At 69.2% G+C, this 15,074-nt stretch carries 14 protein-coding genes and 1 tRNA gene; 3 read left to right on the top strand and 12 right to left on the bottom strand.

The window, feature by feature from the left end; all coding sequences use genetic code 11:
• Positions 1-251 precede the first annotated feature (251 nt).
• From ACX9MN_RS19010 to ACX9MN_RS18985, 6 genes are all read right to left on the bottom strand, one after another.
• Positions 252-530, bottom strand: coding sequence for a hypothetical protein (locus ACX9MN_RS19010; RefSeq protein ID WP_489725070.1), 279 nt, complete (start codon positions 528-530; stop codon positions 252-254).
• Positions 531-629: 99 nt separating this feature from the next.
• Complete coding sequence (locus tag ACX9MN_RS19005) at positions 630-1,184, bottom strand: threonyl-trna synthetase (RefSeq protein ID WP_489725069.1); 555 nt, start codon at positions 1,182-1,184, stop codon at positions 630-632.
• Positions 1,185-1,188: 4 nt separating this feature from the next.
• Entirely contained in the window at positions 1,189-4,437 is a 3,249-nt protein-coding gene (locus tag ACX9MN_RS19000; protein WP_489725068.1) for an efflux RND transporter permease subunit, read from the bottom strand.
• An 11-nt stretch (positions 4,438-4,448) separates the two neighbouring features.
• A complete protein-coding gene (locus tag ACX9MN_RS18995; RefSeq protein ID WP_489725067.1) occupies positions 4,449-5,810 on the bottom strand; it encodes an efflux RND transporter periplasmic adaptor subunit in 1,362 nt (453 codons plus the stop codon).
• Between the two features lie 121 nt (positions 5,811-5,931).
• Positions 5,932-6,276 carry a hypothetical protein gene (locus ACX9MN_RS18990; RefSeq protein WP_489725066.1) on the bottom strand — a complete coding sequence of 115 codons (345 nt, stop codon included), beginning with the start codon at positions 6,274-6,276 and terminating at the stop codon, positions 5,932-5,934.
• A gap of 323 nt (positions 6,277-6,599) precedes the next feature.
• Complete coding sequence (locus tag ACX9MN_RS18985; RefSeq protein WP_489725065.1) at positions 6,600-6,863, bottom strand: hypothetical protein; 264 nt, start codon at positions 6,861-6,863, stop codon at positions 6,600-6,602.
• Positions 6,864-7,128: 265 nt separating this feature from the next.
• Here ACX9MN_RS18985 and ACX9MN_RS18980 point away from each other — a divergent pair, with 265 nt between their 5' ends.
• Positions 7,129-7,860, top strand: a complete 732-nt coding sequence (locus ACX9MN_RS18980) for a YoaK family protein (RefSeq protein WP_489725064.1) — start codon at positions 7,129-7,131, stop codon at positions 7,858-7,860.
• Here the strand turns inward: ACX9MN_RS18980 and ACX9MN_RS18975 are convergent.
• Positions 7,857-9,209, bottom strand: coding sequence for an ATP-binding protein (locus ACX9MN_RS18975; RefSeq protein ID WP_489725063.1), 1,353 nt, complete (start codon positions 9,207-9,209; stop codon positions 7,857-7,859). The genes ACX9MN_RS18980 and ACX9MN_RS18975 overlap by 4 nt on opposite strands.
• The gene (locus ACX9MN_RS18970; protein WP_489725240.1) at positions 9,206-9,940 is read right to left on the bottom strand and encodes a response regulator transcription factor; all 735 of its coding nucleotides are present in this window, start codon (positions 9,938-9,940) and stop codon (positions 9,206-9,208) included. The genes ACX9MN_RS18975 and ACX9MN_RS18970 overlap by 4 nt, the downstream gene beginning before the upstream one ends.
• Positions 9,941-10,394: 454 nt before the next feature.
• Between ACX9MN_RS18970 and ACX9MN_RS18965 the strand changes: the two genes are divergently transcribed.
• A complete protein-coding gene (locus tag ACX9MN_RS18965) occupies positions 10,395-10,937 on the top strand; it encodes an MgtC/SapB family protein (RefSeq protein ID WP_489725062.1) in 543 nt (180 codons plus the stop codon).
• Here ACX9MN_RS18965 and ACX9MN_RS18960 read toward each other — a convergent pair.
• The 4 genes from ACX9MN_RS18960 to ACX9MN_RS18945 all read right to left on the bottom strand — a co-directional run bounded on the left by ACX9MN_RS18960 (position 10,902) and on the right by ACX9MN_RS18945 (position 13,730).
• Complete coding sequence (locus tag ACX9MN_RS18960; RefSeq protein ID WP_489725061.1) at positions 10,902-11,588, bottom strand: ZIP family metal transporter; 687 nt, start codon at positions 11,586-11,588, stop codon at positions 10,902-10,904. The genes ACX9MN_RS18965 and ACX9MN_RS18960 overlap by 36 nt on opposite strands.
• Before the next feature lie 7 nt (positions 11,589-11,595).
• On the bottom strand, positions 11,596-12,576 hold the full coding sequence (locus ACX9MN_RS18955; protein WP_489725060.1) for a cation diffusion facilitator family transporter: 981 nt from the start codon (positions 12,574-12,576) through the stop codon (positions 11,596-11,598).
• A 121-nt stretch (positions 12,577-12,697) separates the two neighbouring features.
• Positions 12,698-13,120, bottom strand: a complete 423-nt coding sequence (locus ACX9MN_RS18950; RefSeq protein ID WP_489725059.1) for a MerR family transcriptional regulator — start codon at positions 13,118-13,120, stop codon at positions 12,698-12,700.
• A 533-nt stretch (positions 13,121-13,653) separates the two neighbouring features.
• A tRNA-Arg gene (locus ACX9MN_RS18945) sits at positions 13,654-13,730 on the bottom strand.
• Between the two features lie 177 nt (positions 13,731-13,907).
• Here ACX9MN_RS18945 and ACX9MN_RS18940 point away from each other — a divergent pair.
• Positions 13,908-14,999 (top strand): acyltransferase family protein, encoded by a 1,092-nt coding sequence (locus ACX9MN_RS18940; RefSeq protein ID WP_234080860.1) that lies wholly within the window; start codon positions 13,908-13,910, stop codon positions 14,997-14,999.
• Positions 15,000-15,074: the final 75 nt, after the last annotated feature.

Here is a 15,074-nt window from a genome sequence, read left to right as displayed (position 1 = left end):
GTTCGATGGGGGCCCTGCCGGCGTAGCCGAACAGGTTTGCTTGAGGTCAGGGGAACCTGCGTGCGCTCGCTCGGACCAGACCCAAGAAGAACAGGGAGACTTTCGCGGCCCCCGTCATCGTGGACGAGACGGCCACGCGACGCATCCTTCCGGACAGTAGATCTTCGCTCAAAATTTTTGGGCCGTTCGTGGCAAGATTTATCGACCTGTTCGCGCGAAAATCATGGATCAGCGAACCCGGCGTGCAAAGATCATCTTAGCGCGCGTCGCAGATCGCGCGCGAAATCTCGTGCCAGCCCCGGCGCCTGCATGGCGACGTCCTCATAAAACTTCGTCCCAATCGGACTGTCTTGTGAATAATCAGGAGGAATTTCGCCTATCGTGCGAGCGATTTCTTGGATTACGGCCTCCCTTTCCTCGTGTGGGAGCTTGTTCATTACAAATGTCATCATTGCGAGCGTGGATGTTCTGAGGACCGCGATCATTGCGGTCGTCGTGACGGACAGATGATAGATCTGGTTATCATTCATGGTCCCGCCTTCGGCTCTCGCCGTGATGATATGATTGACCTCAATCCCATCACGCTCGCTTGCGGCCGTCGGGTGCCCGTCGACCGTCGGCGAGCGGTCTCAATGATCCGCGACACCGACGAGATCGGCGACGTGGGCGCCCGCCGGGTGACCGGTCGACACGAGATGAGACTGCGAACAAGCCGCGAAGCCGGGGCCGAAGGCGGTCATGACCAGCTGGTGTCGCCCGTCCGCGAGTTCGCGGCTCGCGAGCAGGGCCCGTCCGCCGGGCCACACCTCGGAATTCGCCAGCGGACCGCGGCTCGGCTCGCCGTAGCGTCTGACCCCTTCCTCATGGATTGCCTGGCGTGTGCGCCCGAGTTCCCTGCCGGACAGGGGCAGCCCCACCCAGACGACCTGCTGCAGCCCCTCGTCGCGGCAGACCACGAGGACGACCTCGGCGGTTCCGGAACCTGTCGCGGGCCACTCCCCCTGAAGGTAGTGGAGCGCGGTCAGGTTTGCCTCGCGGTCGACGCTCACGGGGCGCGGCACCTCGGCAATGGGCCCCCAGGCCAGGCCAAAGGGCGCTTCCTCGGGCTGAGGCTCCGCGGCTGCGCCAGCCCGCGTCAGTGCAAAGATGGCCAGGACGGCGGCTCGGAACGATGCGGCACGCATCGGACTATTCCGCCGCCTTGAGTCGGCGCGGTTGGGGCTCCAGGGCCCGCTGCCCGGCCTGCGAGGGCGCGACTTTGCCGAAGCGCGCGTAGAGGGCCGGCAACACGACCAGCGTAAGCAGGGTCGCGCTGATCAGGCCGCCGATGACCACGGTGGCGAGCGGCCGCTGGATCTCGGCCCCGGTCTCGGTGGCGATGGCCATCGGCACGAAGCCGAGGGAGGCGACCAAGGCCGTCATGGCCACCGGCCGGAGCCGCGTCATGGCGCCTTCCAGGATCGCCTCCCGCTTGGGGCGGCCTTCCGCCACGAGCTGCTTGATAAATGTCAGCATCACGAGGCCGTTCAGCACCGCCACGCCCGAGAGCGCGATGAACCCGACCGCCGCCGGCACGGACACCGGCATGCCGCGAAGCCACAGGGCGACAATGCCGCCGGTGAGCGCCAGCGGGACTGCGCTGAACACGAGGAGCGCGTCGCGCGGGCTGCCGAGCGCGGAGTAGAGCAGCAGGAAGATCAGGAAGAAGCAGACCGGCACGACCACGGCGAGCCGCTTCTTGGCCGAGGCGAGGTTCTCGAACTGCCCGCCCCAGGTCACGTAGTAGCCCGGCGGCAGCTGCACCTGGCTCCCGACCTTCGCCTGCGCCTCCGCCACGAGCGAGCCGATGTCGCGCCCGCGGACGTTGGCGGTGACGACGACCCGGCGCTTGCCGTTCTCGCGCGAGATCTGGTTCGGCCCCTCCGCGACGGAGAAGCTCGCGACCTGCTTGAGCAGGACCGAGGTCGCCCGGCCGTTCAGGCCGGGCGGCAGCGGCACCGGGATGTTCTCCAGGGCCTCCCGGTCCTCGCGCACCTTGTCGGTGAGGCGCACCACGATGGGGAAGCGTCGGTCGCCCTCGAACACGACCCCGGCGTCCCGGCCGCCGATCGCCGCGCCGATGACGTCCTGGATCGCCCCGGTGCTGAGGCCGTAGCGCGCCGCCTCGGCCTTGTTGATCTTGATCTCCAGGAACGGCAGGCCCGCCGTCTGCTCGACCTTAACGTCCTCGGCCCCCCCGATGCCCCTGAGGATCGCCGCGACCTGGTTGGCGACCTTGAGCATCGGCTCGAACTCCTCGCCGAACACCTTGACGGCGAGGTCGCCGCGGCTGCCGGCGAGCAGCTCGTTGAAGCGCAGCTGGATCGGCTGGGAGAACTCGTAGACGTTGCCGGCGAGTTGCCCGACCGCCTTCTCGATCTGCTCCTGCAGCTCCGCCTTGGGCAGCTCCGGGTCCGGCCATTCCTCCTGCGGCTTGAGGATCACGAAGGTGTCGGACGAGTTCGGCGGCATCGGGTCCGAGGCGACCTCGGCGGTGCCGGTTTTCGAGAAGACGTAGGCCACCTGCGGGAACTTCGAGACCGCCTGCTCGACCTTGAGCTGCATCGCCTGCGACTGGCTCAGCGACGTAGACGGGATGCGGGTGGCGTTGAGCGCGATGCTCTTCTCGTCCAGCGTCGGGATGAACTCTGTGCCGAGCCGGGTGAACAGGACGCCGGCGACGACGAGAAGCAGCAGGGCCCCGCCGACGAACGCGAAGGGGGCCTGGACCGCGGCGCCGAGCACGGGCCGGTAGGCGGCCTTGAGCACCCGGATGATGAGGTTGTCCTTCTCGGTCACCTTCCCCGTGATGACGATGGCGATGAGCGCCGGCACGAAAGTAAGCGACAGGACGAAAGCCGAAACGAGCGCGATGATCACAGTGAGCGCCATCGGCTGGAACATCTTCCCCTCGACACCGGTGAAGGTCAGGAGCGGGACGTAGACCAGGATGATGATCGCCTGCCCGTAGAGGGACGGCTTGATCATCTCCTCGGCCGAGGCCCGGACGGTCCGGAGACGCTCCTCGGTGTCGAGGGTACGCCCGAGTTCATGCTGCCTCTCGGCGAGATGGCGCAGGGCGTTTTCGGTAATGATCACCGCCCCGTCGACGATGAGCCCGAAGTCGAGCGCCCCGAGGCTCATCAGGTTGGCCGAGATCTTCGCCTCGACCATGCCGGTCATGGTCATCAGCATGGCAACCGGGATGACCAGCGCCGTGATGATTGCGGCGCGGATGTTGCCGAGCAGCAGGAACAGGATGACGATGACGAGGGTCGCGCCCTCGGACAGGTTCTTGGCCACCGTCTTCACGGTCGCCTCGACCAGGCGGGTCCGGTCGAGGACGGTCTGGACCTCGACGCCGGGCGGCAGGCTCTTGCGGATCTGGTCCATCTTGGCGTCGACCGCGGCCGCCACCGTGCGGCTGTTCTCGCCGATCAGCATCAGCGCCGTGCCGATCACGACCTCCCGACCGTCCTCGCTGCCCGAGCCGGTGCGCAGGTCGCGGCCGATGCGGACCTCGGCGATGTCCTTGATCCGCACCGGGATGCCCCCGCGGGTCGCGACCACGACGTTGCCGATGTCGTCCATGTTCTCCAGGCGGCCGGCGGCGCGGACCACGTAGCCCTCTCCGTTGTCCTCCAGGTAGCGGGCACCCTGGTTGGCGTTGTTCGTGTCGAGGGCGCGCCCGACGTCGGCGAAGGACAGGTCCAGGGACGCGAGCTTCGTGGGATTGGGCTGGACGTGGTACTGCTTCTCGAAGCCGCCGATGCCGTCGACCCCGGCGACGCCGGGCACGGTCTTGATCAGCGGCCGGATGATCCAGTCCTGGACCGTGCGCAGGAAGGCGGTCTGCTCCAGCGGGGTCCTGAGTCGTTGGCCCTCGGGGGTCAGGTAGCTGCCGTCGGGCTGCCAGCCGGCCTTGCCGACCTCCGAGACCTTGCGGTCGCCGGGCTTCGCGTAGTGGATCGACCACATGTAGATCTCGCCCAGGCCCGTCGAGATCGGGCCCATCGCAGGCTCGGCGCCCGGCGGCAGGTCCTTCTTGACCTGGGCGAGGCGCTCGGCGACCTGCTGGCGGGCGAAGTAGATGTCGAGGTTCTCGGCGAAGACCGCGGTGACTTGCGAGAAGCCGTTGCGCGAGAGCGAGCGCGTGTATTCGAGCCCCTTGATGCCGGCGAGCGCCGTCTCCACCGGGTAGGTGACCTGCTTCTCGATGTCGACCGGCGAGAGCGAGGGCGCGGTCGTGTTGATCTGGACCTGGTTGTTGGTGATGTCGGGCACCGCGTCGATGGGCAGCTTGGTCACCGCGTAGCCGCCGAATCCGGCGGCGAGCAGGGACAGCAAGAGGATCAGCCAGCGCTGGTGGACGGAAAAGTCGAGGATGCGGGCAATCATGGTCCGTCCCCTCAGTGGTCGTGGTCGGCTTCGGACTTGCCGAGCTCGGCCTTCAGCAGGAAGGTGTTGCCGACCGCGATTTCGTCGCCGGGCTTCAGGCCAGACGCGACCTCGACGGCATCGTCGTCGGACCGGCCGAGTTCCACCTCGCGCTTCTCGAACCCTTCCGGCGTACGCACGAAGACCACGCTTTTGCCCTCGACCGTCTGGACCGCTGCCTTGGGGACCCGGACGGCGACGTCGTCGCGCGACACGTCCACCTCGGCGGTGACGTAGGTCCCCGGGCGCCAGGCCATGTCCTTGTTCGGCAGGGCGACGACAACCCGCGCGGCGCGGGTGTCGGCGTTGAGCAGCGGGCTGACGAAGATGACCTTGCCCCGGGCCTTACGCTCGCCTTCCCCCTGGCCCGGGGTGACCGTGACCTCCGCGCCCTCCCTGACCTTGGCGAGTTCCGAGGTCGGCACGGAGAGCTCGATCCAGACCGTCGAGAGGTCCGCTACGGTGTAGACGTCGGCGGGGTCGCCCTCCTTGCCCACCGCGGTGCCGACGTCGACCTTGCGCTCGACGATCCGCCCCGACAGCGGCGAACGCAGCTCGTATTGGCGCAGCGTCGAGGCATTGGGCGTCGCCTCGTCGCGCTTCTGGGCGGCGGCGACCTCCGCGGCGTTCAGGCCGAGCGCCGAGAGCTTCTGCCGGGCGAGGTCGACGCGCAGCTGGTTCTCCTGGAACACGGCCTTGGCGTTGTCGTACGCGGCCTGTGACGCCGCCGCGGACGCCAGCAGCTTCTGCTGGCGCTCGAAGTTGATCTTCTGCAGGTCAGACTGCACCATGGCGGTGAGGTACTCGCTCTTGGCGTCGGCGACCTCGCGACTGTCGAGCACGGCGACGACGTCGCCCTTCCGCACGTCGTCGCCCAGGCGCTTGCGCATCTCGGAAACCGTGCCGACTACCCGTACCGGGACCCGGGCGATCCGGTCGGTGTCCGGCGTGATGGTGCCCGGCGCGAGGATGTGCCGGGAGATCGTCCCGCCTTCGGCCTTGGCGACCTTGATGTCCTGGTTCTCGACCTGCTCGGCGCTCATCTTGATGTGGCCCTCCTCGCCTTCCGACTCGGAGTGCTCATGCTCGCCGCGCGCCTTGCCGTCGGCCTTCTCCGCCGAGGGCTTGTCGTGGCCGTCTTCCGCGGCCTCGGCAGGCCCTTTGGCTGGCTCCCTGGCGGGGGCGACCGCACCTGGACCTGCGGCGTACGTGATCATGGACGGCGGCACGCCGACCGAGGTCAGGAGGCCACGGACAAAACCGGAGACGGCTGGGAGTGCGGCGCCCGCGAGGACACCGGCGGCCACGAGGACCGCGGTCAGGAGGATGCGCATGATGTTCGCTCGGCCGAGACCATGCGCCGTCACGGACGGCGCGGTCGTTTATCCTGGGTGACGTGCGGCTATGCCTCGGAAGCGCTCGGCTCCGCGGGGGCGAGCCCGAGGCAGCGTCGACTCAGGCCCGGGGGGGTTTCGGCAGGCGGTCCGGAAAAACCGAGCGCACGGACGCGGCCAGCGTCGTGAAGCTCACCCGCGAGGCCAAGTGCGGCGTGGCCGCAATCGGCTGGTGCGGATTGACGGCGACGTGGCAGCCGCAATGGAGATGGCAATGCACCCCCGGGTCGACGGCCTTCTCGCTGGCCGCCTCCTCCGACACCTCGACGAACTCCGCGTAACCGTGCCCCTGATGACCCTGGTGGTACGCTAGATCGGCGGCCAGTCCGACGGTCGGCGTCGCGACGGCGAGCGCCAGGACCAAGGCGAGCGCACGCGCGGCGGTGGCCCACCACCCCGTGATCATCCCGAAGGAACTATGGCTGCGCGCCGCTGGCATCTCCGCCCTTATGACTGATTAGAGGATTTCACCGCAAGCCGTCGCCCCCCCAGGGCGCCGGACGGCGCAAAGGTTGTTCGGCTCCGCCGACGTACCCGCCCCGACTTGCGTCGGGGCGGGCGTTCCACGGTACGCTTGAGGGGCAGACTACGCACCGTGAACCCTTTGTCGCGCGAGACAGCTCAAGCGAGAGCGTAGCCGATACCCGCTGCGAGAACCGCGAACACGACGAGGAGTGGCAGCAGTCGCATGACGGCATCTCCACCCTTCGCCTTCTGTCCGCGCGGGTGTCACCTCTTTCCGATGGGGTCCTGGCTGTGCCCGTGGGCGTGGCCGTCGTTGGCGCCGTGCGCCGGCGTGCCGTCGGGCCGCCTCTCCTGCGACTCACGGATCCGCGGATCATCGCGGTGGGCCGGTCCACCGGAGACGCCGCCGGTGTTCGGGACCGCACGCTCGGGGTTCGCCGCGTTTCCGTGCCCGTCGATCGCGAGCGCAGGCATCGTGGCCGCCGCGAGCGTTGCGGCGGCGAGAGCAACGGCGAGTGTCCGCTTCATGGGTCCATCTCCTGTTCGAACTGCGGCCTGATCGACCGCTTCGGGACCCGAGATAGACGGCCCGTATGGCTGTCGGTCGCCGCGTTCGTGACGAAGTGTGTCCGCCCTTCACGACCGGCATCCGAGCCGATCCGCCGCCTGGATGATCGGGTCGACACACTTCGTCACCGTCCCGAAAAGCCGTGACCATGGGACAAGCTTAACCCCGGGGGTGGCCGGCCCGACCGAGCGCGGCCGGAAGACACCCTCAGGTGATAGGTGACGAATGGACAGATCCTTCCCGTCAAGTCCCACGACGCGCGTGCCGCTCGCCATAGCGCTGGCCGCGCTGGCGGGCTCCGCGGACTCGATCGGGTTCCTCGAACACTCACAGCTCTTCATGTCGTTCATGAGCGGGAACACGACGCGCTTCGGGGTCGCGGCCAGCGGTTTCGACTGGTCGGGAGCCATGCGCTTCGGCAGCACCATCTCGCTGTTCTGCTTCGGCGCCTTCGCCGGGACGCTGCTGGCGGCCTGGGCCGGCCGGTGGCGCCTCTCGGTCCTGCTCGGCGTCCAAGCCGTGCTGCTGTCCGTCGGAAACCTCCTGCCAGAGGGGCCGGAAGCATTCCCGCTTCACGCGTACCCGGTCGTCCTGGCGTTGGGGATCCTCAACGCGACCCTGCAGGACGAGGGCGGCCGAAGCTTGGCACTGACCTACGTCACGGGAACGGTCGTGCGTTTCGGGACGGGGCTGGCGAACATGATCCTGCACGAGCCCGCGCCCTCGTTCTGGCTCCAGGCGCCGCTCTGGGCGGGCCTGACCTCGGGTGCGGTCGCGGGCGGCTTCCTGCAGAGGCTGCTCGGGACCGACGCCTTCCTCGTGCCCGCCGCGCTCTCCGCGGCGCTGGCGGCGGCCACCTTCCTCCTGACCCTGGCGCTCCCGGGAAGCGCCTACGTATCCAACGAGCGGTCGGCGCAGCCGGATGCGCACCCCGACGCACCGGCGACCGCGCGCTAAGGGTCGGCCGAGGGGGCGCCGCCGCGTCCCCGCGCCCCGGACAAGCGAATTTCGGCCCGGAGGCCTCCCCCGGGTCGGTTCGACAAGTCAAGTCGGCCGCCCTCGGCCTCGACCGCCCGCCTCGCGATGGTCAGACCCAGGCCGGTCCCGCCTGTGTTACGGTTCCGCGATGCCTCCAGCCGCACGAACGGCTCGAAGGCCCGAGCGACGTCCTCCGGCGGGATACCGGGCCCGTCGTCGTCGACGTGCACCACGAGGGCGTCGTCGTCGAAGCCCAGGTCGATGCGCACACGGCCGCCGTAGCGCACGCCGTTGTCGACCAGGTTTTCCAGTGCTCGCCGAAGCGCGACCGGCCTCACCTCCGCCAGCGCCCGTCCGGGTCCGGCGTACGCGACATCCCGGCCCGCGTCCGCCGAGGCGTCCGCCACCCCCATCAGGAGGCTCGCGAGGTTAGTGACTTGGCGTGCCTCCGGGTCGTCGCCGCCGCGCACGTACGCTAGTGTGGCCTCGACCATGGCCTGCATCTCGTCGAGGTCCGCCGCCATGGCGCGCCGTTCGTCGGCGTCCTCGACCCGGTCTAGGCGCAGGCGGAGCCGCGCGATGGGCGTTCGCAGGTCGTGCGAGACCGCCGCCAGCGCCTGGGTCCGCTCGGCGACGAGGCCGTGGATGCGGGCCTGCATCGCGTTCAGGGCGCGCCCGATCCCGCGCGTCTCGTCCGGCCCGACCTCCGGCACCGGCACGACCGCCCCTCGCCCGATTCGCCCGGTGGCGCGGGTCAGCTCGCGCAGTGGGCCGGCGATGCGGTGCACCACAACCACGGCGGCGATGCCGACCAGGATAGCCATCGCCGTCGCCAGGTAGGCCCAGGGCCCTAGGCGGGCGAGGCCCGGCGCGTGGGCCGAACGGAAGGTCAGGTAGCCGCCATCCGGCAGCGGGAAGGCGCCGCGCAAGTCCCGCTGACGCAGCGGCTCGTCCGGCGCGGCGAGGGTCAGCGCCAGTTTTGGGCCGAGCACCGGTTCGATCTCCAGCACGCGGTCGCGCAGGTCCCGCAGCGCCGCGTCGGTCTCGAAGGCCCCGGCGGGCGGCCCCCGGTCCCAGCCGATCTCGAAATGCGCGGACGAAAGTGCCTTCGCCTCGGTGCCGCGGTCCTCCGGCGGCCGGCGCAAGACCGCCTCGCGCGCCAGGACGAGTTGGTGGGCGATCTCGGTCGCGAAGGCGTCGTCGGCCGCGGCGGTCGCAGATTGGCGGTAGAGCAGGAGCGCCCCGCCGTGCACTGCCAGGACCGCCAGCAGCAGGACGGCGACCGTGCGCCCTTCCAGGCTACGGGCGAGACCGGCCAGCCCCTTCAAGAGCGCCCGACCTTTGCGGCCAGCATGTAGCCGGAGCCGCGCACCGTCTTGATCACCGGCGCAGCACCGTCGGGCGGTTCGAGCTTGCGCCGGAGCCGGCTGACGAGGGTGTCGACGCTGCGGTCGGACGGCGAGGCGAGGCGACCGCGGCCCATCTCAAGGATCTGCTCGCGGCCGAGAACCCGCCCGGGATGCTCCAGAAAGACCAGGAGAAGATCGTGCTCCGCGCCCGATAGGTCGACGACTGCCCCCTCGGGATCGGTCAATGCCCTGCTGCGCAGGTCGAGGCGCCAGCCAGCAAAGGACAGGGTATCGGGCCGCGCCGCTGCGTTGGGAACGGGCACGATTGCCGCTCGTCGCAGTACCGCGCGTATGCGGGCCAACAGCTCGGGCCGCCCGAACGGCTTGGAGACGTAATCGTCGGCGCCGAGTTCCAGGCCGAGGACCCGGTCGGCCTCCTCGTTGCGGGCGCTCAGCATGATGACGGGGACGGTGCCCTTCACCCTGAGGGCCTTCAGCAGGTCGAATCCCGAGGCGCCAGGCAGCATGACGTCAAGCAGGATGAGGTCGACGGCGATTTCGGGCAGGAGCGTCCACATCTCGGCGCCGCTCCGGCACCCTGTCACGCGGTAGCCGCTCTCCCGAAGGATGCGCGCGACGAGCATGCGCATGCCGTCGTCGTCCTCGACGAGCAGGATGTGCTCCACCGGGGAAGTCTCTCCTCGTTCCATCAGCCGCGCGTCCAGCCGGTCGAAGAGGCGCGACCGGACCGGGCCCGCCTCGACGTGACCTCCCCGTATGACCAGTCCGCCAGTGGGCGCGCGCACCAAGCTCGGCGTGATCGGTCGGCCTCGGCGGACCGGGTCTCGTCCGCCTGTAGCGCCATGGAAACGAACCTTCCACCGTACCGTGTCAGCCGGGGCCGCTCTGCGGACGGGCAGGCCATCCGGTCGCTTGGCAGGTCAACCTCGCTTCGCCCCGGCCCACTCAGCGAGATAGGCCCCCGCGACCACCAGGCGCGATCTGTCCCGTTCGTGACAAAATGTGTCAAGGCCGCTCGCCCTCTCGGAAAACGGCTATCTACCCGGCTTCCCGGACGGGTCCGGGTAGCTCCCGCCGACCCTGCCGGGCCGCCCGCCGGGATCGCGCCCTTGCCCGTCGCGACACCCGGTGCCGGATCCAGCCATGACAGCGTTCGAGGCAAACGCATGGGAGGTCGCCTCCCACCTCGTGAACCTCTCAGTGGCCTTCGCGCTCGCAATCCCGATTGGATGGGACCGCGAGCGGGACGCACGCTCCGCGGGGATCCGAACCTTTCCCCTCGTCTCGATCGCCGCTTGCGGCTTCGTGCTGGTCGCCATTCGGGTCCTCGGTGCCGACTCGGCCGGCCAGGCCCGCATCATCGAAGGCTTGGCCACCGGCGTCGGCTTCATCGGCGGCGGCGCGATCCTGAAGCGCGCCGGGCACGCGTCGGGCACGGCGACGGCCGCGAGCTTGTGGGCGACCGGCGCGGTCGGCGCGGCGGTCGGCTATGGCCTCTACGACATCGGCGCCATCCTGAGCGTCGTGACGTTCCTGAGCCTTCGTCGCCTCGCCCCCCTGAAGCGGGCTGCCCGGCGGCACGACGGGGACGGGCCGTCCGCCGTCGCCCCGGGCGCGGGCCGCGCGGGAGCGAGCCTCGCCCGCCCGACGTCATCCGACGAGCTCGTCGAGGAGCAGAAGCAGTAGGAAACCGACGAAGAACATGGCTGTCACCCAAGGGCGATCCTCGGTCTCGTGAGCCTCGACGAGCAGTTCCTCCGTGACGAGATAGAGCAGTGCGATCAGGCCGAAGGCGAGGAATCCGCCCTGGACAGCCGCGGGCATCGAGCCGACCGGGCCACCGAGCAGCGCTCCGAGCGGCAGAAGTAGGACGAGGCCTGCGGTGGCTCCGACCACCTTCCACTTGGAGACGCCGCCCTCGCCGAGCTCGTTCGCGACCGTGAGCCCGAGGAACAGAACCTCGATGGTCAACGCGACGGTCAGGAGGATGCCCGCCTTGGCCCCGGCGGCGAACGCGATGCCGAGGACGAGGCCGTCCACCAGGATGTCGATCCCGGTGACCGACATCAGCCCGACCGGCCCCTTCATCTGCCGTTCCAGGGTTCGCACGCCGAGCATGGCCGCGACGCCGACCCCGCCGCCGATGAGGGTAGCCCAGGGAGAGCCGGCATGCTTGAGGTCGGGCAGGATCTCGCCCGCGGCCGCGGCGAAAACGACGCCGGCGGCGAAGTGCTGGATCGCGCTGACGAGGACGGGCCCCGGCCGCAGGTTGACAGCGACCGCGGCGCCGACAATTGCCGCGGCCACCGGGATCAGGGTGTAGGTCCAAACTTGCATCCCGGCCTCAGACAACGTGATTGGGTGCTAGCGAGCAGGACGTCGCAGGATCGGTTTCCACCTGCAGCGTCACATGCCCGATCCCGAAACGCTCCTTGAGGTCCCCGGCGGCGCCGAGCAGGAAGGCGTCGCCCGGATGACCGCCCGGCATCAGGAGGTGGGCGGTCATGGCGACGTCGGTCGTGCTGAGCGACCAGACATGCAGGTCGTGCACTTCAGCCACGCCGGGTTTCCCTTCCAGGGACGACCGGACCTGGGTCAGGTCGACGCCCGGGGGTACCGCGCCCAGCGACATGCTCACCGAGCCCGTAAGCAAGCTCCAGGTGCCCCATACGATCACCGCATTGATGGCGAGGGTGACCGCGGGGTCGAGCCAAGTCCACCCGGTCAGAAGGATCACAAGGCCAGCCACCACCACGCCGGCCGAGACCAGCGCGTCGGCGGCCATGTGCAAGAACGCGCCGCGCACGTTCAGGTCCCCCTTTCGACCCGACGCGAACAGCCAGGCGCAGACGCCGTTGAGCACGATGCCGATGGCCGCAACGGCCATCACCGTTTTGCCGGCGACGGGTTCCGGCTCGACCAAGCGCTGAATGGCTTCCCAGGACAGGCCGCCGACCACGACCAGCAGGAACACCGCATTGAACAGAGCCGCCAGGATGGACGAGCCGCCGAGCCCATACGTGAACCGAGCCGTCGGGGTGCGCTTGGCGAGCACGGTGGCGGCCCAGGCGACCCCGAGGCCGAGCACGTCGGACATGTTGTGTCCCGCGTCGGCGAGCAGGGCGACCGAGTGCCCTAACAGTCCATAGATCACCTCGGCGGCCACGAATGCGAGGTTCAGGGCGATACCGACGGCGAACGCCTTGCCAAAGCTGGCAGGTGCGTGGACGTGCCCAAGGCTCCCGTGACTGTGGCCATGGGCGTGATCTTGGCCGTGGCCACCGTGCCTATGATCACGTCCGTGTTCGTCATGGTGCTCAGCCATCCTCGCCGACCCTCTCGCCTCCGGGACGTGCCGGCCCCGATGCCATCGGGGACGCGTACATCCTCTAGCCGCTAGAGAAGCAAGAGAGACGTCGAGGTGCAGGGTGCCGCACCCTGCCAGTTCAATGACGCTCGTTCAGGCACTCGCCGTGATCCGCGAGAACCTCGATGATCCGGCATTCCCGGACCGGCCCGCCCGAGCATTGCTCGACCATGGCATGGACCTCCTGCCTGAGGCCGGTCAGACGTGCGATCCGGTCGTCGATATCGGCGAGGTGATCGCGCGCGATGGCATCTGCCTCCTCGCAGGGACGCTCCGGATGGGCGGCGAGATCGAGCAGGGTCCTGATAGCCTCCACCTCGAACCCAAGCTCCCGCGCATGCCGGATGAAGCGCAGACGCCTCACGGTATTGTCGTCGTAGGTCCGGCGATTGGTCTGCGTCCGCTCAGGCGCGGGCAGAAGCCCAATGGACTCATAGAAGCGGATGGTCGGCACCTTGACCCCAGTCCGTTCCGAAAGCACGCCAATGGCGAATGAATGCATCGCATGTCCCTGATACTATAGTCGCTAGAGACATAATGGACCGCACGGCGGATTGGGAAGGGTGCAATTGCTAATTCTGCAGCCCCGCGACGTCCTTGGCTCGACGTAGGCTGACCGGAACGGCCTGTTGGCCTGCGTCGGTGCCGAGAACGCGGCCCAGTTACCTGTCTGCTCGAATGAATACGCTCATGGGGCGAGTGCTTGTGCGGGTTTCGCGCGCACAAGCCCATCCACGGTCGTCTTCTGCCGACGGCAATTTTGAGTGGTGCGGGCCAGACGGAGCCGGCTGACCGGGATGCGCACCCTGCCCACGACACGGCTCTTCGATCAGCATTCGTTAAGTGCGAACGTCGGTATGTGCCGCCGACCACGGGGTCCGCGCCTGCGGGCCACTCGGTTGATCCACGACAAATCCAAACGAGACAAAGACCAAAAATGCCTTGCGCGGCAGGTCTCTACCTGTAGAATCTTTGCTGGCGCGGAGTTGCGCCAGAATGACGCCAGTCGAAACTTATGTGGCGTCCAAGAAAAATTGGCGCACCCGACACGATTCGAACGTGTGACCTTTGCCTTCGGAGGGCAACGCTCTATCCAGCTGAGCTACGGGTGCTGGCCGTGGCCATTCCCTAGCCCAACCGCGCCGGGAGCGCAACGGCGCCCGCACCGTCGCGTGCGAACGCGGGCGACGCGGCCAGATCTCCGGCGCGTGTTGCCCCGGCGTCCTTGCCTTCGCGCGCCGTTTCCCGGCCCCTGGGCGGCGGGCAGAGGCGTCGCGGAGCGGGCAGAGGTGGCGGAGACGACGGGCGGCCGGGATCCGCGGGCGAACAATTTCGGGTCCCTGCGCCTCCTGTTCGCGGGCCTGGTGATCCTCGCGCACGCCCCCGAGCTCGTGGACGGGAACCGGTCCCGGGAGTTGCTGACGCAGGTCTTCGGAACCCTGTCCCTGGGGGAGATCGCCGTCGACGGCTTCTTCCTCGTGAGCGGCTACCTGATCACCGCGAGCTACCGCGCCAAGCGCTCCTTCGGCGACTATCTCGCGCGGCGGGCGCTGCGGATCTACCCGGCCTTCGTGGTCGCGTCCCTGCTCTGCATCGCCGTCGTCGCGCCCCTCGGCGGCGGCAACCTCGCGGCCGCCTCGCCACTCGAGACGCTGCTGCGGCTGTCGCTGCTGCTGATGCCGGTGGTCCCGGGCGCCTTCGCCGAGCTGCCCTACCCGCTGCTCAACGGCTCGATGTGGACCATTCCGTGCGAGTTCGGCTGCTACCTGCTGCTCGGCCTCGTGGGCACCGCCCGCGCCCTGCGCCGCCGCGGGCGCTATCTCGGCCTGCTCGGGGGGCTCGGCAGCCTCCTCGCCCTGCGCTGGCTCTTCCTGCCCGTCGGGCATCCGGGCGACACCCTCGGATCCCTGTCGGAGATGATCCGCCTCACCTTCGTGTTCTGCTGCGGCGGCGCCTTCCGGCTGTTCGCCGACCGGATCGCCTACACGCGGCGCGGCGCGACCCGCGCCGCCCTGCTGCTCCTGCCGCTGATGTTCAGCCGACCGCTGGCCGAGCCGGCCTTCGCGATCCTCGGCGGCTACCTGATCTTCTGGTTCGCCTTCGCGGTGCGCCCCACCGCCCTCAGCCGCGCCACCGCCCAGGTCGACCCGTCCTACGGGCTCTACCTCTACGCGTGGCCGGTGCAGAACCTGCTGGTCGCGCGGATCCCCGGCATCTCGCCCTGGACGGTCGCCGCCCTCGCCCTCGCGGCCGCCATCCCGCTCGGCCTGCTGAGCTGGTACCTGATCGAGCGGCCGATGCTCCGGTTCCGGCCGGGACCGGGCGGCGCGCGGCCGGAGCCCGGCGCGATCCCGGCGGCCGCGCCCGCCCTCGGGGCCTAGCGCCGGAACACCCGCGGCCGCCGGTAACCGGCGCCACCCCGGCGCGTTCTCGATGGACCATCGGGACGCGGCCGC

The organism is Methylobacterium sp. 1A (genome assembly GCF_058072805.1).
Note: the sequence above shows the minus strand (reverse complement) of the source record. Positions and strands in the feature narration are given on the sequence as shown.

Bases quoted from the DNA above. Each gene is read 5' to 3' on its own strand.
- ACX9MN_RS18970 (WP_489725240.1), bottom strand. From the start codon at position 9,940: ATGGAACGAGGAGAGACTTCCCCGGTGGAGCACATCCTGCTCGTCGAG.
- ACX9MN_RS18990 (WP_489725066.1), bottom strand. From the start codon at position 6,276: ATGATCACGGGGTGGTGGGCCACCGCCGCGCGTGCGCTCGCCTTGGTC.
- ACX9MN_RS18995 (WP_489725067.1), bottom strand. From the start codon at position 5,810: ATGCGCATCCTCCTGACCGCGGTCCTCGTGGCCGCCGGTGTCCTCGCG.
- ACX9MN_RS18965 (WP_489725062.1), top strand. From the start codon at position 10,395: ATGACAGCGTTCGAGGCAAACGCATGGGAGGTCGCCTCCCACCTCGTG.
- ACX9MN_RS18980 (WP_489725064.1), top strand. From the start codon at position 7,129: ATGGACAGATCCTTCCCGTCAAGTCCCACGACGCGCGTGCCGCTCGCC.
- ACX9MN_RS19010 (WP_489725070.1), bottom strand. From the start codon at position 530: ATGAATGATAACCAGATCTATCATCTGTCCGTCACGACGACCGCAATG.
- ACX9MN_RS19005 (WP_489725069.1), bottom strand. From the start codon at position 1,184: ATGCGTGCCGCATCGTTCCGAGCCGCCGTCCTGGCCATCTTTGCACTG.
- ACX9MN_RS19000 (WP_489725068.1), bottom strand. From the start codon at position 4,437: ATGATTGCCCGCATCCTCGACTTTTCCGTCCACCAGCGCTGGCTGATC.
- ACX9MN_RS18985 (WP_489725065.1), bottom strand. From the start codon at position 6,863: ATGAAGCGGACACTCGCCGTTGCTCTCGCCGCCGCAACGCTCGCGGCG.
- ACX9MN_RS18955 (WP_489725060.1), bottom strand. From the start codon at position 12,576: ATGGCTGAGCACCATGACGAACACGGACGTGATCATAGGCACGGTGGC.
- ACX9MN_RS18960 (WP_489725061.1), bottom strand. From the start codon at position 11,588: ATGCAAGTTTGGACCTACACCCTGATCCCGGTGGCCGCGGCAATTGTC.
- ACX9MN_RS18950 (WP_489725059.1), bottom strand. From the start codon at position 13,120: ATGCATTCATTCGCCATTGGCGTGCTTTCGGAACGGACTGGGGTCAAG.